Annotated in this window: 12 protein-coding genes and 2 pseudogenes; 10 read left to right on the forward strand and 4 right to left on the reverse strand. The window is 65.5% G+C overall.

Annotated features, from left to right (window positions below; genetic code table 11):
* Nucleotides 1–950: 950 nt before the first annotated feature.
* Nucleotides 951–1,475 (reverse strand): hypothetical protein, encoded by a 525-nt coding sequence (locus AO398_RS21065; protein WP_058194153.1) that lies wholly within the window; start codon nucleotides 1,473–1,475, stop codon nucleotides 951–953.
* Nucleotides 1,476–4,060: 2,585 nt separating this feature from the next.
* Between AO398_RS21065 and AO398_RS21075 the strand changes: the two genes are divergently transcribed.
* The 5 genes from AO398_RS21075 to AO398_RS21105 all read left to right on the forward strand — a co-directional run bounded on the left by AO398_RS21075 (nucleotide 4,061) and on the right by AO398_RS21105 (nucleotide 11,208).
* The gene (locus AO398_RS21075) at nucleotides 4,061–4,897 is read left to right on the forward strand and encodes a glycoside hydrolase family 16 protein (protein ID WP_244498839.1); all 837 of its coding nucleotides are present in this window, start codon (nucleotides 4,061–4,063) and stop codon (nucleotides 4,895–4,897) included.
* 126 nt (nucleotides 4,898–5,023) lie between these two features.
* Nucleotides 5,024–5,764: a glycosyltransferase gene (locus AO398_RS21080; protein ID WP_160329345.1), complete on the forward strand. Its 741-nt coding sequence runs from the start codon at nucleotides 5,024–5,026 to the stop codon at nucleotides 5,762–5,764.
* Nucleotides 5,765–6,181: 417 nt separating this feature from the next.
* Nucleotides 6,182–7,525, forward strand: coding sequence for a polysaccharide biosynthesis/export family protein (locus tag AO398_RS21085; protein ID WP_082643384.1), 1,344 nt, complete (start codon nucleotides 6,182–6,184; stop codon nucleotides 7,523–7,525).
* A 586-nt stretch (nucleotides 7,526–8,111) separates the two neighbouring features.
* Nucleotides 8,112–9,497: a hypothetical protein gene (locus tag AO398_RS21095; RefSeq protein ID WP_152997591.1), complete on the forward strand. Its 1,386-nt coding sequence runs from the start codon at nucleotides 8,112–8,114 to the stop codon at nucleotides 9,495–9,497.
* Between the two features lie 898 nt (nucleotides 9,498–10,395).
* Nucleotides 10,396–11,208, forward strand: coding sequence for an FkbM family methyltransferase (locus AO398_RS21105; RefSeq protein ID WP_082643385.1), 813 nt, complete (start codon nucleotides 10,396–10,398; stop codon nucleotides 11,206–11,208).
* A 260-nt stretch (nucleotides 11,209–11,468) separates the two neighbouring features.
* On the opposite strand, the gene AO398_RS21110 is transcribed toward AO398_RS21105, so the two are convergent.
* Nucleotides 11,469–12,554 (reverse strand): hypothetical protein, encoded by a 1,086-nt coding sequence (locus AO398_RS21110; RefSeq protein WP_058194161.1) that lies wholly within the window; start codon nucleotides 12,552–12,554, stop codon nucleotides 11,469–11,471.
* 679 nt (nucleotides 12,555–13,233) lie between these two features.
* On the opposite strand from AO398_RS21110, the gene AO398_RS21115 reads away from it, so the two are divergent.
* The 4 genes from AO398_RS21115 (at nucleotide 13,234) to AO398_RS21130 (ending at nucleotide 19,698) form a co-directional block, all read left to right on the forward strand.
* On the forward strand, nucleotides 13,234–14,295 hold the full coding sequence (locus AO398_RS21115; RefSeq protein ID WP_160329346.1) for a glycosyltransferase family 4 protein: 1,062 nt from the start codon (nucleotides 13,234–13,236) through the stop codon (nucleotides 14,293–14,295).
* A 219-nt stretch (nucleotides 14,296–14,514) separates the two neighbouring features.
* Complete coding sequence (glf, locus tag AO398_RS21120) at nucleotides 14,515–15,624, forward strand: UDP-galactopyranose mutase (protein WP_058194163.1); 1,110 nt, start codon at nucleotides 14,515–14,517, stop codon at nucleotides 15,622–15,624.
* A 94-nt stretch (nucleotides 15,625–15,718) separates the two neighbouring features.
* The gene (locus AO398_RS21125; RefSeq protein ID WP_160329347.1) at nucleotides 15,719–16,585 is read left to right on the forward strand and encodes a Wzz/FepE/Etk N-terminal domain-containing protein; all 867 of its coding nucleotides are present in this window, start codon (nucleotides 15,719–15,721) and stop codon (nucleotides 16,583–16,585) included.
* 491 nt (nucleotides 16,586–17,076) lie between these two features.
* Nucleotides 17,077–19,698 carry an FAD-dependent oxidoreductase gene (locus AO398_RS21130; protein WP_058194165.1) on the forward strand — a complete coding sequence of 874 codons (2,622 nt, stop codon included), beginning with the start codon at nucleotides 17,077–17,079 and terminating at the stop codon, nucleotides 19,696–19,698.
* A gap of 717 nt (nucleotides 19,699–20,415) precedes the next feature.
* On the opposite strand, the gene AO398_RS21135 is transcribed toward AO398_RS21130, so the two are convergent.
* A complete protein-coding gene (locus AO398_RS21135) occupies nucleotides 20,416–21,405 on the reverse strand; it encodes a glycosyltransferase (protein ID WP_058194166.1) in 990 nt (329 codons plus the stop codon).
* A 310-nt stretch (nucleotides 21,406–21,715) separates the two neighbouring features.
* Here AO398_RS21135 and AO398_RS21140 point away from each other — a divergent pair.
* Nucleotides 21,716–22,254: pseudogene (locus AO398_RS21140) on the forward strand (IS630 family transposase); the annotation flags it as partial.
* Nucleotides 22,255–22,514: 260 nt separating this feature from the next.
* On the opposite strand, the pseudogene AO398_RS21150 reads toward AO398_RS21140, so the two are convergent.
* A pseudogene (locus AO398_RS21150) lies at nucleotides 22,515–23,540 on the reverse strand (IS110 family transposase).

Raw genomic sequence — 23,540 nt, forward strand, 5'->3', positions numbered from 1 at the left:
CGCATTCGTCGCTGGGCTATCGGCCGCCCGCGCCGGTCAGCTACCCGAATTTGGCCCTCCGGCTACCCATGGCCGCTACCATGCAGTAACCTCGCAACAGGCTCGGTTCGAAATACCGGTCAGGTCAGGGTGCTGCACCGCGGTGCCGAATCCTTATCATGCGGCAGAACGCCGCTATAGATTTCGGGATGACACGCCCAATCGATGGATGAACGTGATCGGTCGCAGGCGTCCAGTATGCCTCGAGTTTGTATCTACGTAAGCCGAAAGCGCGGTGCGTGGGCGCGGCAGCGATAGTCCACGAATCAATGCGGACGAGCGACTTTCGCCGCTCCGCAGCCGTGTATCGGACGTGAGCGGATTTACGCAGAATTTTCACCATAACGACGAGCCGGGCGATTTCGTTCGATTCCGAGCTATCGTCGTCTCCATTCTGCCTGCGGTCGGGACTGCGCCGGTCCGAAGCCGTAAGCGATCGAGGGTGGCGCCCCGCCGATCCGAGCTTTATCGAGTGTCCGCATCGGCGAGATGACCGCAGTGTTGTACGCCCGTGGTGCCCCAGGAGGCCGTGCACTGAACTTAGTGGCTGGGCCGCGGCCTTCGGCGGCCTGGCTTGCATCTCAGCAATTGAGCGCTGAGCCGCTAAAGTGTCGGTGCGGCAACCCGGAAAACTCGGCCGACCCGAGCGCGATCTGCGCTGATTTCAGCAGCCGCGCTTCATGCGCGCTCAGCACCGGATCGGGCCGCGGGAGCCGCACGGGACGTTCACGAAGTTCCCGCCGTGCAAGCCACGCGGCGCAGTCGATATCGGGCGTTGTGTCGTTGTCCTGGGGGCTGACAGCACAGCTCTCGACAGCGTCGATTCGGCGATCCTGAAGGATAGACACGGAACCGAAGCGCGGCAGGATAGGATCACAGCCTTGGGAGAGCCGAAGCTCGACGGTGAGAATTCAACGGCTATCGTTAGATTTCTTCGTCCGGGCCACCTCCTGCCGCGATTCGAGCTCCGTGGCCGTCCTGTACCAGCGCGTGGACTTCTCACGGTCCGTCATGCCGCCGGACCCGTCAAACTTGCCGATCACGCGCTCGTCGAAGGTGCGTGCGACGCCGCGCGCGCCGCGTGGATCGCCTGCGGACGCCGCGCGCGCAAACGCCTGACGCGCGGCGACGACCTGACCGGAGGCGAGGAGCCGTTCCGCCGCCGCGTTGGCAGCGTCGAGCCTCGGCGACAGACGCCGCCCGCGATCCGCGGCGCGCCGTCTCGCGCGAGAGGCGCGCGTCTCCACTTCGGAGCCGGCGGCCCGTGTCGGCGGGGCCGAGGCCGTCGCGCCGTGGTCGACTGCCTCCCGCGGGGCCTCTTTCGCCGGGAGAATCATCCGAGGCAACTGATCGGAGCGCGGCGTCTGCACGAGATCGGTGCCGGTCGGCGCGACGCCGGCCGTGATCTCAGACGTCAGTTGCGGCGCTTCGCCCATCCCGACCGCCGACGCAGGAGCGGCCTGCGATGCGGGGTTGGCCGCACTATCGCGTTCCGCGGGGAGTTCCGGTGCGGCCGTGAGAGACGCCGCGCTCGACGGTGAGGCGCTGTCTCGCACCACCGCCCCGGGCGACTCGACCGGGGCGGGGGAGGCATCCCAGTGGGTCCCCGACCCGCGTCCGGTTCCACCGCCTTCTGGCGCGTCGCGTTCACAGACGGCGTTGAGGGCGGGATCTGAGCCGCGGCGTCGGTAGAAGGCGCGACGGACGGCGGATTGCGCCCGGAGCCAGCCGCGGTTTGGGAATCGGCCGATTGGATCCTTTCAACGAGACCCTGCACGACGTGCCGCACGGCCGGTACGCTCACACCCCCGGCGGCGACGGACCCGATTGCCAACCCGGCCGCTACAGCCAGCGCCCGTCGGCGTTTGTACGTGTCATGCTCAGGCCGGATCTGTTCATCGACCAAACTCTCGCGCCCGGTCGGGACCGAGGGCGCCGTGATTTCGAACGGTATCGCGGGGAGCCCAGCTGTTCCGCCAGGCGGGTGGGAGCCGGGCCGTTTCTGCGGCGCAGCCTGTGTCCGCGCCGCCGCGAAGCTGTTTGCGAGGTTTCCGACCGGCAAGTCGGGCGAGAGCGGCGTGGTCCGATGCCGCCGGGGCGCGGCCTCGCCGGAGCGCTCGCCCGACCGGTCAGGCTGAGAACCGCTGATCGGGGCGCCCCCCCGGGCGGCGGGATCTTCGCTGGTCTCGTTTCGATTGAACGGCCGATCCGAATCGCCCTGCCGAGTGGTGAAGGCGCTAGGGCGAGACGTCGGCTCGGACGATGCGCCACCGCCATACCATTCGGCGGTCGGAGCTGCGGGGCCGTCGACCTGATGGGAGGCGTGCTCACGCGGCCGGATGCCGAGCGGAATCGGCGACGCGAGCGTATCTGTGGGCAAAGGCGTCGAGCCGTAGTCTCGATCACTCGGGGACGCGATCGAATCGGCGGCGTGGCCGTCCGGTTCGGGGTACGGCGCCCGAAAAACCTCGGGGAGCGCCGTCTCGGAGTGGCGGTCGCCGGTGTGCTCGCGGTCGAGAGTGTCCCGGGACGGCGAGCCTTGACCCTCGAACATGGATTCGTTCAGTCCACCGGGCGCGCTGTTGTACGAGCTCGATAGCGCCAGGAGATCTCCGGTCGTGCCACCGCAGTCCCGCTCGGCGCCGTGGGCGGACGCGGTCAGCCGATCTTGCGCGCGGTGGTCCTGGTTCCGGCGGTTCGAGGGGACGCTGGTCGAGAGCGCGCGACCCTGTTCTTCGAACAGGCGAGAATCGCGGTCCACGAACTCCGCGTCGGTGTGCCAGCCTCCGCCGCGGTGCGCCCACGATCCCTCCAAGTGTCCGAAGGAGGGCGCGGTCAGGTCATCCCCCTCGTGCCCGAACTGAGCGGACGTGGCGAGATCATCGTGAACCTCGGCGTCCTGGCGACGGCCGCGCGCCGCAGGATATCTTCCCCGGCGGGGGCGGGCGGCTCTATCCGCTCGCCGACAACATCTCGGCGGACGCTTGCGCTCCCCGAGGGAAGAGTGCGTGCGTGAGCACGGTCCTGCGCCTCAGGAACCGTGGTCGACCGCTGGGCGGACGGTTCCGGTGCGCGGTAGAACTCTCGGTTGGCCAGACTGCGCGCCGTCCCATCCGACAGCGTGTCCGTCGCGCGCGAATCGGACTCGGCCCCGGTGCCGAAATCTGTCCTGTCGAGGCCGTGCGGCATCCTGAACACTCCCTCGGTCTTCGATAGCGTGAACCGTGAGCGCTAAAACCTACCGCATGGCGATAGTCCTGCGTCGGAATCGGGGCCGGAACTGGACGCGTGCCAAGCCTCCGCTATCTCAGCGACCGCGCTGAGCTCTCGCATCACGGGAGTCGAAACCTTCAAAGTCATGCCTGTCGAGCGGCAGCTCGGTGGGCGGGCAGCGAACTCGAAGCGCGGTCGAGGCGCAGATTCCCCGTTCCGGCGATGGGCGGTGACGGGTTCGCCCCAACCCCCGCACCCCCCCGGGGTATCGGTCGGCGCCGCGGCCCGGGACACACCGAGAAACTGAGCGACTCTCCTGGGGCGCAGCGCTTCGCGGCCCGGCGATCCGGCCGCCCCGACGGGCCGGGCTATCGCTGCGGAGCCGACGCGCCCTGTACGGTTGTGCGGCGAGGCCAACGCCATAACGGTGTCGGCAGTGGGTTGAGGACCGAAGCGGCGACGCGGTGGGGGCTCGTCGGCGCCGTCACGCCGCACCATATCACCGCGGTCTGTGGCGTTGCAGAAGCGGCAGAGCGGCGCCGTTGACGCGCGAATCGGGGTCGGCGCGGCGGTGAAGCCGTGCGGGTCGGGGTTCACACGGTGAGCCGAAGTCCGGAAAACGGTGGACTGCTCGTCGCGCCGTCCGCGTGGAATCTGCATCCGTCAGTCGCTCGGGTGACGCGAGACCCGTACGAGACGGCGTGCGCGAGGAACGGTCGCTTCCCAAAACAGCGGGGCTAAGACGATGACGAGGACTGTATCTGGACGGGCGCGCGGGATCTCCCGCGCCGGTGTGATGCTCTGCTGTTTGACCGGGGCGACCCTGGTGCTGGTCAGTCGGACCGCCGCGAGCGCGGACGGGAATAAGCTCGACATTTGCGCGTACGCCCCGGCCTTCGACGAAGACTTCAACCGCCTCAGCGTCTCCCGGTCGAACGCCGAGACCGCGCGCTGGACGGCGCACACGCCCTGGAACGGCGATTTCGGCGATGCCAGGTTCATCGACCCGACCGACGATCAGGCGGAGGGGCATTGGAGCGGCCCGTTCATGGTTCGGAACGGCGTGCTCACGATCGAGGCGCGCGAGCACGATAACGGGAAGTGGACCTCGGGCCTGCTGGCCTCCACGGACCCGACCACCGCCGGGTACGCTCAGACTTACGGCTACTTCGAGACCCGGATGAAGTTGCCGGACGGACCGGGGGTCTGGCCGGCGTTCTGGCTCGCTACGAACAAGAAGAAGGACGACGGCCCGAGCGTGGAGATCGACGTCCTCGAATATTACGGCAAAGCGCCGGGCAGCTTCGAGTCGACCGTCCACGTATGGAACAAGGGACCCAAACGCGAGCACGCGTTCCAGCAGGTCACCACCCGCGTCCCCGAGGGGACGTTGAGCTCGGATTTTCACCGCTACGGCGTCGACGTCGCGCCCGACTGGACGACGTTCTACCTCGACCGCCGCGAGGTTGGCCGTTTTCCAACGCCGCCGGAGCACGACAGGCCGCTCACGATCTTGCTGAATCTCGCCCTCGGGTCGGGCTGGCCGATCGACCAAACCAAGAATCCCTCACACCTTCTGGTGGATTACGTCCGGGCCTACACGAAGCTTAAGGCCGGCCCGGCTAAGGAATGTACCGATCACTGATGACGGCGCCCGCACCGTCGCCCGGGGATCGGCAGGCGCGGCGATCGCACCAGCGGGGCTCGTCCTGCTGCCGCGATCGGTGGCCGCAAACCCGGCCGAGGTTCTGGCTCACTGATGAAGGTGCCGATGCCCATCCCGAAAAAGCTCCACTACGTTTGGCTCGGCGGCCGGCCGCTCCCGAAGCATTTCGCGCGCTACGTGGCTGGGTGGACGCGGCAAAATCCGACTTTCGAGATCCTGCGCTGGGATGAGAGCAACATCGATTGGACTTGCGCTTACACCCGTGCCGCCCACGAGGCAGGAGCTTGGGCGAAGCTCTCGGACCTGGTTCGCCTGCGGGCGGTCTACGAGCACGGTGGCATCTACTTGGACACTGATGTCGAGCTGGTCCGACCGCTTGATCCGCTGCTGGAGAACCAGTGCTTCTTCGCCTACCAGAGCGTGCGCGAGGAGGATGAGCCCATCTGCAACGCAGTGTTCGGCGCCGCACCGCGCGACCCGTTCCTGCGCGCGATCCTCAACCGATTCCCAATCGAGCTCCGCGAAAACTTCAACACCACCGGGACCGGCCCGGAGATCGTCAGCGCGCTCCTCCGCGAGATGGGCCTCCCGAGGTGCCCCGACGCGCTCACGCGAGTCGGGAACGTTACGGTCTACCCCCGGGCGTCTTTCTATCCCTATCACTGGACCGAGGATTTCGAGCGCTCCTGCATCACGCCGGATACCTACGGCGTTCACCACTGGGACATGAGTTGGCACGGCGACAAGTCGATCCTGCGCGGCTTGATCAAGGGCCAGCTCAAGCGCTTCCCGGCCATCCACCGGGGGGTGAGGCGGGCCTACAGGCGGCTCGGGCTGGGAGGCTGAGCCCCGCGGCATTTTCGCCTGCGTTCGGCGTGCAGGGGCCGGTCGCCCGACCGGGAAACGGGGCCGTGTCGTGGTCGGATCGCTTGCAGGCTGCATCCAGGGGCGATGATCACCATGGTTTGCCACGAACCGCACCGGAACGCCCGGCGTATCCGGGCTGGCCGAGAGGTCGGAGGGAGGCCCGGTCACACGCTGTCGGGCACGACGCCCGGCCGCCGTCACCGGAGCGTGGCCGCTTCGGATCCACGACCCTGCGGCCACAGGCATCCGGATCACGCGGGCCTCGCGGCGATCCGGAATTTACCGCGACGCACAAATCCCGGGTGTTGACGGGGCGGACCAGGCTCAAGCCCTAGTTCGGTCACCAATCATCGTGTAATAACCCGCTTTAGGTGACCGGCGTCGGTAGGCGATTTGATGAAGTGCGATTATGCGAGATCGCTACGCAGTTTTTCCGTGATCAGATTGCTCGTTGCGACGCTCTTGTGCTCGCTCCCGATCGTCGCTGAAGCCGCCGAGTATAAGCTCGGTCCCGACGATAAGGTGCGGGTTAAGGTCTACGAGTGGCGGCCATCGCGCGGTGAGCCTTATGAATGGGCGCCGCTCAACGCCGAATTCACGGTCAATTCGGACGGGATGCTGTCGCTGCCGCTCGTGGGCGATATCACGGTGGCCACCCTGTCGCCGCAACAGGTCGGTGCGCAGATCTCCGACCTCATGCAGCAGAAGATGGGGCTGGTCAGCCGGCCGACCGCGTCCGTTGAGGTGACCCGCTACCGTCCGTTCTACATCAGCGGGTACATCGCGAACCCTGGCGAGTTTCCGTTCCGGCCCGGTCTTACGGTCGCGAAGGCGTTCGCCGTTGCCGGAGGTATCTACCGGGCGACTGGCGGTTCCGCGGCGGGCTTCCTCAAGGACGCCATCGTGACTCGGGGCGACCTTCGCGTGATGACGAGCGAGCGCGACGGGCTGTTGGCGAAGAAGGCCCGTATCGAGGCTGAAGTCTCTGACGATCCGAAGATCGACTTCCCGGCCGACCTCACGCGCAAGGATGCCGCACCGAAGGTTGGCGAGAGCTTAAAGCAGGAGAAGATGATCTTCGATTTCCGCAAGAGTGCGGTCAAGTCGAAGGTGGACAGCCTCGGCCAAGAGAAAAACATGCTCGCCCAAGAGATTATGGCGCTCAACGCGAAAGACGCCAGCCTGAACAAGCAGTTGGATTTGGCGAATGCCGAGCGACAGAACGTCCGGTCGCTCGCCGACCGCGGTCTGGCGATCACGACCCGGCAGCTCGCCGTCGAGCAATCCGTCGCTCAACTCGAATCCAACCGGCTCGATATCCAGGTGGCGCGGTTCAAGGCCGAGCAGGATCGCACGAAGATCGATCGCGATATCGTGGTGCTTCAGGACCAGCGACGCGCCGACATGCTCCTCGAACTTCGCCAGGTCGAAACGCGGATCGCCGAGCTGACCGAGCGAATCGCGACGACGCAGCGGCTCGCAGCGCAGGCCGAGTCGATGAGCTCTCAGGATGTCTCTGATACCGAGCGACTCGCCGAGATAACTCCGACCTTCGTGATTACGCGACTGACCGATAAGGGCTCCGAGGATATCCAAGCCGATCGAGCCACTGCGGTCGAGCCGGGCGACGTCGTCAACGTCATCCGACCTGAGACGAGGTCGGCGCCGGATGTCGGCGCGCCGGCCGGCCGATCTGCGGGTCGCGTCAAGAACAGCGGCACCTCAGTCGCCCGAGAATGACCCGGTGCCGTTCGGCTCGCGCGACGCCGCGCGAGCGCGAGGCGATCGGGCGGGGTGCGTCCCCGCGTAGGGCGATGCCGTGGACGTCCGCTGCGTGGTGGCCCAGGTGCTTGTGTACTCTCCGGAACGGGCGCTGCGAGCCAATGGCGGCGGGATCCCCGACGCCTGGGACCCAGGCGGCATCGGGTTCCCGAAGCGGTGGATCGCGATCGAGCGGCTCAGGGGGGCTGCCTGGCGGTGGCCATCAGTACAGGCGTGATCGGGCCCCGGTCGCCCTCAAAGCCATCGCGGTGCAAGATGGGAGCCCCGGCCTCGCCTTCGCTCACGACGTCGGCCCGGTGAGGCGACGGCGCGCTGGGTGCGCGCCGACGGTGGGCATCCAGCGTGACGGTGGGCATCGATCGGTCAGCGAACATCGTTTCGTTGACGGTTCGCGTGCTGCATCCGTTTTGCCCATCGCTCGGCACGGCCACGGATGACGGAATCTGTTCGCGTATCCGCCACGCGATGCAACATCGCTCGCGGGCCTGACCCTGTCGGGTCCGCCGCGCCGTGAGAACCCCGCAGCCGCAACGCTGGAGCCACGATGACGATACCGATGGCCATCTTCTGGTTGCTGCTGCTGATCAGCCTGTTCAACGATGTCCGGTTCAACTTCTTCCTGTTCTTCGCCGCGTTGCCCTTCGGCGATCTGAACATCTTGCCCGCAGGCGGGAGCGGCGGGATCAACGTCCTCGCGTCCTCGGCCTGCGCCCTGACGCTCATCCTGCGCGTCGGGCTGTCGATCTCTATGCCGAAGACGTTCCTCTCCGAGGCGGCCTCGTGCATGGTCGACCCCAAGCGGCTCGGCTTGCTGTTCCTATTTCTGCTCATCAGCGTGGTGATGACCTTCACGACGACGAGCTTATTCCAGGGAATGATCGACGTAATCAACATCCCGGGCACGATCGATAAGGTCGCGCTGCGCGGGGGGAACTACAATCAATGTGTCAACCTGTGCATCAGCTTTGGGACGGTGCTGGTGTTCTTCTTCTTCGCGGCCGACGTGCGGACACGTCGGTATGTCCCAGCGGCGTTGCTGATCAATGGCTGCGTCCTCGCCGGCACCGGGTTGATCAATCTCGCCGCGGACAACCTCGGCCTGTCCGTGCTGCTGGACGGCTTCCACACGACCACATATGTCCGGCTCATCGATGCGGAGGTTCTCGGGGTCCGCCGCCTCGTCGGCTTGATGACCGAGGCGTCCGCTTTCGGCGGCGCCTGCGTCGCGGCTTTCGTCACGCTGTTCTTCCTGCAATTCGCCCTCGACGGCCGCGCGCGCATCCTCGCCGCTGGCACCTCGGCCCAGTTGTTCGTCATGGCCGTCTTGTCGACCTCGTCGACGGCCTATGCCGGTCTCGGTTTCTCCGTCGGGTTGATAGGCCTGTATCTCGGGCATCGGGCGCTGTCGCGCGGCCTAATCCAGCGCGTCGATCTGGTCGGGCCGACTCTCGTGCTGTTGTGCGCCCTGCTGGGGTTCGTCGCGTTCCTGGCGCTCGCCCCGGGCGCTGCGGATTACGCCTCTGCAATGCTGGACGCGACTCTGTTCGAGAAGGCGTCGTCGTCCTCATACGTCGAACGCATGCAATGGAACGAGACGGCGGTCGGGGCCTTCCTGGCTTCCGGCGGCCTCGGCGTCGGGCTGGGGACGACCCGGGCCTCGAACTGGTTCGTCGCGGTGCTGAGCAGCACCGGGATCGCCGGTTTCTGCGCCTTGTTCGCGTTCCTTATCCGGATCCTCGTCGTCAGGGCCCCCGTAGATGAATGCGTGGAGCGTCTGATCCTGACCCTGCGTTACACCGTCGTGATCGTGATCTTCGAGAGCGCTCTGGCCGGGACAAACGCCGATTTCGGCGTCGGCTTTAGCGCGATCATGGGACTGCTCGCGGGCCTTCTAGACGGACAGGCGCACGACAAGCGCTGGTTTGCCTAATCGGACGGCGCGGCGGCATCGGGCGCATGGCGGCCTATGCGCGCAGTCGTGCGCGGCTGCCGGGCATCGGACCGCGTGCGGACGCCGCCGGCGTTGCTTGCCGATCCGCGGCGATGGCCGGCCGCTCCCGACACCGGGTCCGAGTACAGGCCGCGCCCGACGGTCCGCACCGGGACCGCATCGAGCAAGCTGGATCGCGACGAGCCATCGCACAGCCACATCTTCGATCCGCGTCAGCCGACCCGACGGCCTCGATTGCCGCGCGTGAGATCGCGTGCCCTCGACCGGTCTGTGCCTCTACGACCGCGCAGCCGGAACCGGGCATCGACGACCCTAATGAACGCGCGATCTCGGCCCGCCGGGGCTCGAACTCACGGCCTGGTTGCGGAGTTCGCCGCCACATAGCGGGCACATCCGGATGCTCCCGGGGATGGCGACCGCGCGAGGCTCAGTCGACTACAGCCACCATACAGCGCCCGGCCGGCGAGCCGCGGGCGAGACACCGCCGACGTCTCATGCCGGCCGCGCGACTCCTCTTGCCCCGGCGCTGCGTCTCCGGAACCTCGACCCGCGCTCGCCCTCAAGTGATGGGCTCGATCGAGGATGGAGACGCCCATCCCGGCGATTGCGCGCCGCGGGTCTGATCGAGCGCTCCTGATCCGGTCCGTCCGGATGCGGGACACATCAATCGGTCCGCCGATGCGGCCCGGCGGGACGATAAACCGAATTCGCGCGATCATCGCTGAAGCTGATCTTGACTATATTGGCTCCGCTATTATCCGCGCGGATAACCCCCTTGCCCCTCCCTCGGCCCCATCCCCAAGTCCGTGGATCATGCTAGAGAAGCTAGGAGATTGCTGATAGGACGTTGGCATCTGCGGGCCCGAAGGATGGTGTAATGAGTCAACAAAGATTATTTTCGTTGATGAAAAATCTATTGCCGCGATCAGTTAGCTTCAGGCTCAGATATGTCAAATCTGAAATCGTCGACACCGAGATGCACGCTCTTAAGAAGATCGCCGCCTGCCTCGGCGGAAAGGATCAATACGCGATCGATGTCGGGGCGAACTGGGGCATTTACAGCCGCGCATTGTCCAAAAAATTTGATCAAGTTCTATGCATCGAGCCGAATCCCGCGTGTGCGCAATACCTGCGGTCGGTCCTCGCTGTAAATTGTACAGTCATCGACGCCGCCGCGTCCAACAAGGACGAGTACAGGAACCTGCGTGTCCCGGTCTCCGCGAACACAGCCGAGACGACCCGTGGGACGATCTCCGAGCGCAACACCTTCGACGGCCTCGACGTCGTGACCGTCCAGGAAAATCGCGTGCATTGCATCCGCCTGGATGAGGCGGCGACCGGGCTGGTCACGGGCCCCGGCCGGGTCGCGCTGATCAAGGTCGACGTCGAGGGGCACGAGCTGGAGGCGGTTCAGGGCGCGGAGGGGATCTTGAAGCGTCACAAGCCCGTGCTCTTCGTCGAGCTGGAAGAGCGACACGGCACCCGTACGGCCGAGCTGCGCGAGCTCACCGCCCAATACGGATACAAGACCTACGTCTTCGCCGACGACAGGACCCACAGCGCCGCATCGTCGGGTTCGGCAAAGCCGGCGGCGGATGGCGGGGCGGTGAACGTGATATTCATGGCAGAGACGGTCGAGCAGGCAGCGCAACAGGCACGCCTCAAGCCGCTCCTCGTCCCCCTGGTCTAGGCGGCGCCGGCCCCGCGGCTTCTGTATGGAGCGAAAGCCGGGCCGGACGCGGGGCGATCGGTTACGCCAATCGCATCCCCCCGCTCGACACGGCTCGCGTCGCGCGGTGTTCGTCCGCGCGGGGGGGGGGGGCACGGATCGGGCCCCGATTGCGAGCCCGAGCGATCCGGATCACTGAGTCGAGGCTGTGCGCCAGCCGATCGCCGCGTGCCGTCCGGTGCGCCTCTGGCCATAATCTACCCTCGCCGCGGTCGGCCCGGTTAGTGGGCGTCCGCGTCTCGCACCGCGTCGAGGGTGGTGAGCGCCTTTCGCAGGGCGCGGCGCGTGTAGGCCCCCCCCATGATGCCGCGTCGCGCTGCGAGCACGTTCTGCCTGAGGTTGTCCCATGCTTCCGGGCTGAGTGACGCGACCAGGTCGTCGGCTTCGTGGAGGCTCTCGACCGCGAAACCGATCCCGCTCTCGACCACGAAGTGAGCCACTGCCGACGCGGACGGGACGATCACCGGCATCCCGAGCATCATGTACATGCTCAGTTTATGGGGGGTGTTGTACAGGAGGTATCGGCCCCATACGCCCTCTAACCCATCGGCCGAGACACCGTCCCACACGACGCCGAAGCCGTCGATTGCGCCGAAGCTGGGATTGTGCATGTCGAGCACGCCTTTCCACGCGACCCCGGCCGGAAGCTTCTGCGTCTCGCAATTCGGTCCGTACGCCCAGATCGGCAGCTTCACTCCCTGTATCGCGTAGAGGTAGCCTGCTTTCTCCGGATTGAGATTCCCAATGATATACAGCCGTTCCGGCGATCCGGACCACGTCACCTGCGCTTCACGCGTCGTCAGGTAGTCAAACAGATCGATGCTGACATTTCGCGCTCGCGGGATCTTGTCCGCCAGGTACTCTTGCATCTTATGGTTTTGCGATATGATCACATCGAAGTGCGACAAGAACGTAAGATCGTCGTATTCGAGATTTTCTTGATTCCGGATAATGTCGAGATCGTGGACGAGCGCGATCGTTTGAGATCTTCCGCACAGCCTCCGGATCAGACGCTTCTCCAGCCGGCCAACAATCGGGTGCTGAATGAGTACGATGTCGGTCGATCGCAATCGGGCGATCAGCTTCAGCAGTTTCAAGGGGCCGAGCAGGTAGCGCTTCAAGTTGCGGCGGTCGAACCGCGCCACCGGAACGACCGGGAGGTCGATCGGCTTGAAACCGAGGGCCAGGCTGATGCTCCGGATGTCGGCGGGCGCCTTTGCGCCGGCGTGCTGGGTATCGTACGCGCGGGTGAGTACATAGTAGGCCCTGCCACCGTCCAGCCGCCACGCGCTGTCGTCGCTACCCATTATCTCCCTCTCCGATTGACGGGAACAACCCAGCCCAATTATCGCGGCAATCCGAGTCGTGCCCTGACCGGCGACGCGCCGTGCGCGGCCGGGATGTCGATGTCACGTTGTTCTCTTTTTCATCGTCGTGTTGTCAAGTAAAGCTGTTATCAAACTCATCATTTATTAGTCAAAATCGCGATCTAATTTGTAGCCTGGCGACCGCCGGGTTTGAAGGCCTGGCATGACGGGTTGCGCGGTGCTTCGGCGATCGCCCGCGTCTCGACGCCACGAGATGGCGGGTGCGGGCGTGCCACGACCGGCCCCGTCGGCTTCGCCGGCGAGCTTGCTGTCGCTGCGGAGGCGCGGCATTCGGGGCGGGGCGCTCGGCACGCATTGGTAGGCTGCGCCAGGCGGCTCGTGTCCGGACCGGCGTACGGGGAGGTTTCAGGCGAGCCCGCAGCATGGGGTGACCCGGATCGCCGCGCTTCGCGGTGGACTGGAGCGCACGGGCCCGGGCCTGGCGTGTGTCCGATCCGAGGGCGCACATCGCTCCGGGTGCGGTCTACGCCCGGCCCGTAGCGAGCCCGTGTCTACGATTGTATAAATTCCCGGTACGAGGCGAAAAGGCGTACCAAACGTGGCAATTTAGATTATTGCGGTCGATAGAATTAGTTCATTGATGGGCAGGGATGCGTGGATGCGTATTTTGCACCTTCTTAACCATTGCAACCACGGGCACGGGAACGCCCACGTCGCGGTAGACCTCGCCACGGTGCAGGCGGCCGGCGGACACGATGTGACGTACGCCAGTGCCGGGGGGGATTATGAGCCGCTGCTGAAGTCCAGCGGCGTGCGCATCGCGGCGGTCGTTCTGAAGCCGCTAAATCCGGCCCGCGCGACGATCGCGATCTACCGTTTGCTGCGGGTGTGCCGGCAAGTCAGGCCTCAGGTCATCCACGCGCACATGATGGCGGGAGCACTGGTGGGCTACGTGGTCTCCCGGCTGACCGGCATCCCACTGGTAACCACCGTTCACAACTCGTTCGATTGGCATTCCACGCTCATGCGCCTGGGCGACCGGATCGTCGCGGTGAGCCAAGCTGAACGGCGTGCTCTGGAGACGCGGGGCTTCCCGACGGCGCGCCTGCGCGTGGTGCTCAATGGGCCGAACCTGTCGCCAAGGGACCAACAGGAGCGCGCAGGGGCTCCCGCTCCGGCCATCTCCCTCCCATGCATCACGACGGTATGCGGCTTGCATCCCCGGAAAGGGGTGCTAGACCTGCTGCGTGGGTTCGCGCAGGCGAGCGCTCAGCAGCCGGGGTGGACTCTGTACATCATCGGAGATGGGCCAGACCGGGATCAGCTCTGCGCCCAGGCGAGGGAACTCCTGCCAGCCGACGCGGTCGTATTTGCCGGCAATGTGGCAAATCCAAAGCGGGTGCTGGACGAGTCCGACATCTTCGTCCTGGCCTCGTATGCTGATCCGTGCAGCCTCGCGGTAGCCGAGGCGCGCTACGCGGGGTGTGCCGTCATCGCGACGGCTGTCGGCGGGACCCCTGAATTGCTGGGTCAAGGCGAGCACGGGTTGCTGGTGGCGCCCGGTCGACCGGACGAGATCGCCGACGCCCTGCTGCGGCTGATGTCTGACCCTGACGAGTTGCGAGTTTGGCGAGATAGGGCCGGCAAGGACGCGCGCTACCTCACCATCGCGCGGGTGTGCGAGGACTACCAGCGGGTGTATGATGAAATCGTCCTCTGACTTCTTGGCTGATCGGTTCGATGCCGCCCGCTCGCCCCAACCCCCGGGGCTCGGCGCGCGATCCTGAAGCCCGGCCCGAACGGCCACCGCGTGGACCGCGTCGTCGGGCCGATCGCCCGTTTCGCCTCGCGCGAACGTGGAGCTCGGTCCGCTGTGCCGACCTCGCCCGCGCCGACGGTCACCTCTTCCTACGATTCGAGGATATCGATGTCTGAACCGATGTACGATTGGCTGATCGTTGGAGCCGGCTTCGCCGGCTCCGTTCTCGCGGAGCGCTTGGCCAACGAGGCGGGGCAGAAAGTCTTGCTTATCGACCGTCGCGACCATTTCGGCGGCAATGCTTACGATTTCGTCAATGAAGACGGTATCCTGATCCACCGCTACGGACCACATATCTTCCACACCAATTCGGCAGACATTTTCGAGTATCTCTCACGCTTCACCGAGTGGCATCCTTACGAGCACCGGGTTCTGGCGCAGGTCGACGGGCAGCTACTGCCGATCCCGATTAATCTCGACACCATTAACAGATTGTACGACCTGAACCTGACCGAGGACGAACTGGTCGACTGGTACGCATCCCGTGCCGAGCCGATCGACGAGATCCGCACCTCTGAGGATGTAGTCGTGGCGAAGGTCGGGCGGGAGCTCTACGAGAAGTTCTTCCGTGGCTACACGCGCAAACAGTGGGGTGTGGATCCTAGTGAGCTCGACAGATCGGTGACCGCGCGGATCCCGACGCGCACCAACCGCGACGACCGCTACTTCGCCGACAAATTCCAGGCGATGCCCCGACTGGGATATACTGCGATGTTCGCTCGCATGCTTGCGTCCGAGAACATCACCATCAAACTCAATCTCGACTTCTCCGACTTGCCGGCGGACGTCCGATACCGCCACTTGATCTTTACGGGTCCGGTTGACGAGTATTTCAAATTTGAGCATGGCCGCTTGCCATACCGGTCATTGCGATTCGTACACAAAACTTTGGACGTTGCTAACTATCAGCCGGCCGGAACCGTTAACTATCCGCAGGGCGAGGATTACACCCGTATAACAGAATACAAACATATTACTGGGCAGGTTCACCCAAAGACCAGCCTGACCTACGAGTATCCGGAGGCGAGCGGCGACCCCTACTATCCGATCCCGTGCGAGGCGAACGCGGCGCTGTACAAGAAGTACGAGAGTCTTGCGGCCGGCGCCGACGGAGTTTGGTTCGTCGGGAGACTCGCGACCTACAGGTACTACAATATGGATCAAGTGGTCGGCCAAGCGCTGGCGACGTTCAGACGGATCCAGGCGCAGCACGCCCCCCGTCAGACCTGACCGGGGCGAGGCCCTGGCAGGCACCACCGTACAGGCGCCGCGATCGCGTGCGTTGATTGGCGCCGGAGCTGAAGAAATGTTTCTGGAATCGGCCGTGACGATCGAGAACGCGAAACGACCCGAGCTGGGCGGCGCACAGCCCAAAAACGCAGGCCTCGCCGGGCTCATTCAATTCATCAAGCGCAATAAGGGCACGATCCTGCTCTCGACGCTGCTGACATTCTCGGCTGCCGCAGTCTATACGTTAGTTGCGACGCCCATATACACCGCAACCAGCTTGGTGATTGTTGAACCAAAGTACTCATCTTGGTCGAACAGCGTCGTCGGCAATCTCAACACGCAGGTGGTGATTGATAGCGGCCAGATCGAGAGCCAGATTCAACTGATCAAGTCGTCGCCGATCGCCGGGCCTGTCTACCGCGGCCTGAAGCTGGAGGAGACCGGGATGTTCCGGTCGCGGCCCAGCATGATCGCACGACTGATAAGTTATCTCAGGGCTGCGCCTCCGCAGGACGTCTCGCCGCAGGTCAGTTTTGAGAATATCAACGCTCTCGGCAACATGACCGGCGTTCGGCGGATCGGGCAGTCTTACGTCATCGAGGTCTCGTTCGCGGCGTCCGATCCCGTGCTCGCAGCCCGAATCTGCAACTCGATCACCGCGGCCTACATCGCCGACCGTCTCAAGTCGCGCATCGAGGCCGCCCGGAACGGTAACGAAATCTTATCGACCAAGCTCAGCACGCTGAACGAGCAGAATCAGCAACTGGACGAGGCGATCGCCACGGGTGACATGGACGTGGAGCGACTTCCGTCGGCCGACGCACGGGTGATCAGCGCGGCGATCGTACCCTTCCGCCCGAGTTGGCCCCGCCGCGGGCCGATCTTGGCTGTCTCGGTGTTCGTCGGTGTGGCGCTGGGTTTCATGATCGGTCTCATCCGTCGCAGCCTTGAGGCAGAGTGAGCCGCCCGAACGCAGGCGCGCGCCATCGGCGCCCGAACGTTGCGGTATCCGGACGGGGCCGGCGATGGGTGGTCTGAAGACGCCACCAAGGCGGGATTCGCCGCAGACTTGAAAAATCTGCGGCGCAGTCGGCAGCGAGGTTGCTCCGCTGCGGCGCGCTCGACGCGCGCCGCGAGAGTAAAGCGAAGGGCGTCGGGCTCGACGGCTGCATTCAGACTGATCGTCCCGACCTGGTGTTCCACAACGCCTCCATCGTTACGCTGCCCAAGCGTCGGACCCGCGGCCGCGTTGACTGAATTAGACCCCCTGGCTAGGAAAATATCGACTTGCCGGGGATGATATAGCTGGCCCAAGAACTGCTTTCGCTCGAGCGTGGTGTAATTTCAGCAACTGGCTGAGGGGTGTTTCTGTGGGCAGATGCGCGGCGATTCTAGGCTCCAGCGTCCTCAGCGCGGATCTCCGTATGGTGATTGAGTGAGACTGGACGTGCGATGGTGGTGAAAGACCGGATGCTGACTGCAGCCCAGTCCGAACTGATCGGCGAGTGTGACATCTGCATCGTCGGAACCGGCCCAGCCGGGAGCACACTTGCCCGGGAGTTGTCCCATTCCGGACAACGGGTCACTGTACTTGAAAGTGGCGGATTGGAGCGGGACGACGCGACAGACGGCTTGAACGAAGTCGAGAACGTCGGACGCGCGCGCGTCCTCGATCAGTGGGAGGTGCGCAACCGCATTCTCGGTGGCAGTTCCCACACGTGGGGCGGCCGCTGCGCGCCCTTCGACGCGATCGATTTCGAGCATCGGCCATGGGTTCCCATGTCGGGCTGGCCGTTCCAGCGCAACGAGATCGGGCAATATCTCGCGCGCTCTGCCGCCCATCTCGGTTTGAACCTCGGCGACGGGTTCAGCGACGAGCGGTTCTGGACGCTGGCTGGTCGGGACGCACCGGCCGTCAACCCGGATCCGAGGGCTTTGCTGCCGTTCTTCTGGCAGTTCAGCCGCGACGGCGGCAGCCGTCTCGAAGCTATGCGCTTCGGGAAGCATCTGGCGCGCGAAATCGGTCCGAACGTGCGTCTGATCACCGGGGCCACAGTCCTGCGGGTGAACGTCTCGGAAGCAGGCGATAGGGTCGTCTCGCTGGACTACGCGTCGCCGGCGGGCGCCGTCCACACCCTGAGGACTGCGAGGGTGATCCTTTGCGCGGGTGGTATCGAGAATGCGCGGTTGTTGCTGGCCTCCAACGCGGTGCTGTCCGATGGGCTGGGCAACCGTCATGATCTGGTCGGGCGGTATCTCATGGACCATCCGCGAGGTCCGATCGGGCGATTCGACTTGGCGGCCTCCGCCGGATTGCAGCGCCGCTTCGGGCGCTTCAACGTGCGCGGTAACCTGTTTCGCGGCGGGTTCCGCCTCAGCCCGGTGGTTCAGCGCGCAGAGGGCTTGCTCAACTGCGCGGTGTGGCTCGGCGAGGCCGTGGCCGAGGACGATCCCTGGGAAGTCTTGAAGCGTTGGATGCGGCGCCAGCCCGACCTGCGCAGCGATCTCACCAATCTTTTGGCCAACCGGTACATCTTTCTCTCAGGGATCGGCGACCTGGTCGAGGGCAAGCGCGGCGTAGTGCGTAAGCTCAGCGCGCTGCATCTCGACTGTATGGTCGAGCAGCGACCCGATCCGGACAGCCGGGTGACGCTGTCGGATCGGCGCGACCGATTCGGCGTGCCGTTGGCTCGGATCGACTGGCGCGTCCATCGGGATGAGGCCCGGACGATGCGGCGAACTGCCGAACTGATCGCGGACCAATTCGCGCGCGGCGGGCTGCCCGCACCCATTCTGGAACCGTGGGTCGTCGCCGGCGACGAGCTTCCTGTCACGTTCCTCGACGTCGCGCATCCCACCGGGACGACGCGCATGGCGACCGAGCCGAGCTCCGGCGTCGTGGACCCAGAATGTCGTGTATATGGCATAAGTGGGCTTTATATCGCGGGCAGTTCCGTCTTTCCCACGGCGGGACACTGCAATCCGACGCAGCTGATCGTCGCCCTCGCCATCCGTCTGGGGGATCACTTGAAAAACGATGTCGACCGTCGTCCGGCCGTCGAGGGAACGCCGACATCCCGGCAGCGTGGCAAGGGCGGTACCGTCCTGGTCACCGGCGGGACCGGCTTGATCGGCCGCCACGTCGTCGCTGATCTCGTCGAGCGCGGCTACCAAGTACGCGCGACCACGTCGCGGACCGAACTGCCCGCCGAAACCGCCGGTGGCGCGATCGAATGGGTCCATTTCGATCTGCACGGCACCACCGAGTACGACGAGCTGATGCGCGGCTGTCAGGCGGTCCTGCACATCGGCGCTGAGATGAAGGATCATGCGCGAATGACGCGGACGAACGTCGAGGGGACGCGACTCCTCGCGACGGCGGCCGAGGCCGCGGGGGTCGCGGCGTTCTGCTACACGAGCTCGATCTCGGTCTACGGCAGCGGCCTCACTCGCCAGGCCCGGGAGGATTCGCCTGTGCTGACCGCGGATCGCGACGTCCCGTCCGAGTATTGGGGGGACGAGGGCATTCGCATCTATGGCCGGACGAAGCTCGGCGGCGAGCTTGCCCTGCGCGAGGTCGCCAAAACTGTCCGCTACACCATCCTAAGGCCGACCGTGGTGGTGGGCGTCGACGAGATTCTCAAGGTCGGTGACTGGCCGCTCGCCAAGCGGATCGCCGCGGCGCACCGACACTCGCATTTCGTGTACGTACGCGACGTGTCTCAGGCGATCATCTGGGCCATGGAGCGGTCGTTGCTCGGCGCGCGGGATGCTGGCTCCGTCGAGGTGTTCAACGTCGGGGAGGATGAACACGAGCGCCCGACCCACGCCGATTTTATGCGTCGAGCGTATCGCATCAGCGGTGCCCGCCGCTTCAAGGTGGTGCCGACACCCTGGTTCGTCGATTGGACGCGCGATCTCATCCGGCTCAGACGGGCGACGCGTCGACACCCGCTGTGGAGCATGCGCTTCCCCGCCGATCGCCTCTACGCGGCGGGATACACCCACCGCTATGGCATGAGCTACGCCTACGATCTCGCCCTGAAACAGCTGCAACGCGCCGTGGATCCGTAATTCCCTCGCCCTCGTCCGAGAAGCCCCCAAGCGGGGAGGTGTCAACCCCATTGTGCATCCGCCTCCTCAAATCCAGGCTCCTAGGGATGAGCTGGCACACAGTGCAGAGCCCGCTCGGGCGCGACCAGCCGGCGCTCGTCCTCGTGCGGCGTGCGGTCGAGCAAACCAGGCGACAGGCCGCCAGTTCGGTGCCCTGTGCACTTGGGCGCGACGGGTTGACCCGCCGTCCGGGCGGACGATGGCGATCGTTCGCGCTTCGCGGTCCCAACCGGACCGCTGCCTTAACCCCTTCGCCGGGATGATATCCGTCGACGCAGGTCCGAAGGGCTTTACCCGCCGTCGCAAAGCTCTCGCGACTGATCGCGACGTGGTACGGGCGCGGCTGTCGCGAGGCTTGTCCTTGACGGTGGCGCGGGTGGGATCGAGGCGCTGTCGGTATGGTCGAGGGCGTGTTCAGCCGCTTGGGCCCGGATTTGTTCACGCTCGCCTCCGTTCCGGCGCGCTCTGGTACACGGGGCGTGCGCGACCGGCATTCCGGCACAAAGCATCGGAGACCCCGCGAGCGCCGTCCGAGGCTGAGGGTTCCTAGGCGGTCGAGACCCCACGATCCTATGGACGCGGCCCGCTCGAACTCGGTCCGACCCCGTGCCGAGACGGCATCGGCGCAGCCCGACGCCGGTTCTGATACGACTTCCAGTGGCGTGCCGCGGGCGTCATTCAGCCGGCCCGTTGGGCCAGGATCCTGCCGACGATGCGGGGCGACCTTAGAAACAGCTCCTTGGCGAGTAGGTATGACGCCCTGGGATCACGCGTCAGCGCACGGCTTGCCTGGCGGCTGTTTCCGGCTAGCACGGCTTGTCGGAACTGACCGTAGACCTCATCGCGCCTGACCAACCCGCGCAGCCGTTCGAGCGCTCGGCGGGCATCCGGGTCGGAGGATAAGAGGCGGTCGGCCAAGCCGGCTTGCAGGCGTCGGCCGATCTTCGCGCTCGTATCCGGTGACCACGCCTCGACGAGAGAGCCGCTGCGGACCCGATATCGGTACAACGGCCGAGTCGTGTGCGCCCAACGCGCGCCAGCTAGGAAGCAGTGCACGTAGAAGATCAGGTCTTCGCCAACGCGCAGATCCTCGTCGTATCGCAACCCGTTAGCCTCGATGAACCCCCGTCGAACCATCGGCTTCAAGAACGCGTAGCTACGCCGGCCGCTCGCGGTCCGACCGTACAAGCAGCCCTGCAGGAACTGCGAGAACGTGAGTTCGCGCGTATCGCCACCGTCTACGGGGAACATCGGCGCCGGATCGGCGACATCGCCGAACACTTCGAGGTTGTCGGTTATCACGTCAGATCGAGAGGTTCGCGCGATCTGCCAGAGCGTATCGAGACGCCCTGTGTGATAGACGTCGTCGGCGTCCAGGAACGTGACCCACTCGCTTTTCGCAACTCCCAGACCGGCGTTCCGGCCCGCGGAGGGGCCGCCGTTGTGGGCCAGGAATAGTATGCGGATGCATGCATCCTCCGCCGCCAGACGGCGCGCGACCTCCCCCGTGCGATCGGTGGACGCGTCGTCGACAATGATGATCTCGCGCGGCACGCGGCTCTGGCCCTGAACCGAGCTGACTGCCTGCTCTAAGAAGTCCTCAGCGTTGAACGCCGGGATGATCACCGATACGTCGCAATCGCCAACACTCAGGCCGCCGCTATGCATGCCTGACCTCGAGAAAATGCATGAAGAGTCCCGATCGAGTTGCGATTCGGCCGACGCCAAGATCGACCACCGGACTGGCGCCCCGCCGCATTGTCGGGGCCACCGTCACGGACGAGGCGAGAACCATCGGCCGCTCAGTCTTATGCTCCAACGAACAGGTTTACGCCACGATGACAAGCGCGATGTCGCGCCCGACTTCACGATTGCCGTAACGTCGCGCCCTAGAGCCGTGTCCGGCTGGGTTGAATCGTTGGGTGTAGCGGGCAGTCTGCGGATCTGATTCGATGTTGGGCTTTCCGAGGAGGTCGGGATGCTGTCAGCGCTATCGATGGATCTGCGAGAACGCGTGATCGCGGCGATTAAGGCGGGCGCTTCGCGCCGACAGGCGGCCAAGCGCTTCGGGGTCGGCCCATCCAGCGCAATCCGCTGGCATGAACGCTTCCAGGCGGAGGGCGCGATCGCACCCCGGCCCTCGTGCGGGCAGCGACCCGCACCGGCCATCGAAGCGCACGCTGAGCGGATCCTTCAGGTCGATCGGGAGCAGCCGCAGGCCTTCCTGCACGAGGTGCGTGATATCCTGGCCGAGCAGGGTGTCCGCACGAGCGTCAGCGGGCTGTGGCGGTTCTTCGCCCGGCATCGGATCACCCGTAAAAAGGGGCTGTCTACGCGGCCGAGCAGGAGCGGGCGGACGTGAAAGCCGCACGGGAGGCGTGGTTCGAGGGTCAACTCGACCTCGACCCCGATGCCGTCGTCTTCATCGACGAGACGGCGACCGCCACGAACATGGCCCGCACCTACGGTCGGGCTCCACGCGGCGAGCGTTGCCGGCTCCTCGTGCCCCAGGGCCATGTGTGGACGCCCCCTCGGGTGCAAGCAAAATTTCTGGACGGGCGCTGCGCGTGATCGGGTGTTGCCATGTGTCCGGCCTCTGATGCGGCGGGTGACATGCCGCGGGCCCGTATGGGAGTGCGAGAGTCGGGACCACATCACTACAGCGCGCTCGAAGCGCTTCCCCTGAGCCTGGCTCTCCCAACTCCGTCTCACCGACGTTGCGCCATACCTGTCCGTCGACCTCCTCACGCCCTCCGACAGCCTCGCGTCCGCCCCGCCTACGCGGTGACGGCCGGAGCTCGGTAGATCCCACCCTTCGTCAGAAGGGCCCACGCGATACGCGCATTCTTGTTCGCCACGGCCACGATGACCAGCATCGGCGGCTTGCGCGCCAGCATTTGGCCGAGCCACGAGTCGGCCGGCACGCCCTTGCGCTTGGCCCAGCGCACCACCGCGCTGGCGGCAATGATGAGCAGGCGCCGCAGCGTTCGCTCGCCCATGCGCCAGGTGCGACCGAGGCGTTCCTTACCGCCAGTCGAGCGCTGCACCGGTGTCAGCCCGACCCAGGCTGCAAAGTCGCGGCCCGAGCGGAACGTCTCGACGGGCGCGCCCAGGGCCTCGATGGCAGTGGCGATCAGCGGGCCGATGCCCGGTACGCTCATCAACCGCCGGGCCGTGTCGTCGGCCTTCGCGCGCGCGGCGATCTCGGCATCGAGGGCTGCGGTCTGCTCCTGCAGGTGGCGGAGCGCACCGACGAGAACGGCGAGGCTGGCGCGGGCGGCCGGAGGAAGATCCTATGCTGGATCTTCGATCTGCGCGATCAGCCGCTCGACGTGGGCTGGCCCCTGCGGGGCGATCTGGCCGTACTCGGCGAGGTGGCCACGGATCGCGTTGATGAGCTGGGTACGCTGGCCGACGAGTACATCGCGGGTCCGGAAGATCACTGCGGAGGCCTGCTTGGCCTCACTCTTCACGGCCACGAAGCGCATGGTCGGACGCTGCGCGGCCTCGCAGATCGCCTCGGCATCGGCCGCATCGTTCTTCTGCCGTTTGACGAAGGGCTTCACGTAAGCCGGCGCTATCAGCTTCACCGTGTGGCCGAGCTTGCCGATCTCCCGGCCCCAGTGATGCGCGCCGAGACAGGCCTCCATAGCGACGATACAAGAAGGTTGAGCGGCGAAGAAGGCCAGCACCTGATCGCGCCGCAGCTTCCTGCGGAAGACTGGCGCACCGGCGGCATCCACGCCGTGCGCCTGGAAGACGTTCTTGGCCAGATCCAGGCCGATGGTGCTAACCTCTGTCAC

It is taken from the genome of Methylobacterium sp. GXS13 (assembly GCF_001455965.1).
Classification (GTDB): Bacteria; Pseudomonadota; Alphaproteobacteria; order Rhizobiales; family Beijerinckiaceae; genus Methylobacterium.

What these genes read in the sequence shown, in the direction of transcription:
- AO398_RS21065 (WP_058194153.1), bottom strand. Translation starts at nt 1,475, where the DNA reads ATGGGCGAAGCGCCGCAACTGACGTCTGAGATCACGGCCGGCGTCGCG.
- AO398_RS21105 (WP_082643385.1), top strand. Translation starts at nt 10,396, where the DNA reads ATGAGTCAACAAAGATTATTTTCGTTGATGAAAAATCTATTGCCGCGA.
- AO398_RS21095 (WP_152997591.1), top strand. Translation starts at nt 8,112, where the DNA reads ATGACGATACCGATGGCCATCTTCTGGTTGCTGCTGCTGATCAGCCTG.
- AO398_RS21130 (WP_058194165.1), top strand. Translation starts at nt 17,077, where the DNA reads ATGGTGGTGAAAGACCGGATGCTGACTGCAGCCCAGTCCGAACTGATC.
- AO398_RS21135 (WP_058194166.1), bottom strand. Translation starts at nt 21,405, where the DNA reads ATGCATAGCGGCGGCCTGAGTGTTGGCGATTGCGACGTATCGGTGATC.
- AO398_RS21080 (WP_160329345.1), top strand. Translation starts at nt 5,024, where the DNA reads ATGCCCATCCCGAAAAAGCTCCACTACGTTTGGCTCGGCGGCCGGCCG.
- AO398_RS21085 (WP_082643384.1), top strand. Translation starts at nt 6,182, where the DNA reads ATGAAGTGCGATTATGCGAGATCGCTACGCAGTTTTTCCGTGATCAGA.
- glf (WP_058194163.1), top strand. Translation starts at nt 14,515, where the DNA reads ATGTACGATTGGCTGATCGTTGGAGCCGGCTTCGCCGGCTCCGTTCTC.
- AO398_RS21115 (WP_160329346.1), top strand. Translation starts at nt 13,234, where the DNA reads ATGCGTATTTTGCACCTTCTTAACCATTGCAACCACGGGCACGGGAAC.
- AO398_RS21110 (WP_058194161.1), bottom strand. Translation starts at nt 12,554, where the DNA reads ATGGGTAGCGACGACAGCGCGTGGCGGCTGGACGGTGGCAGGGCCTAC.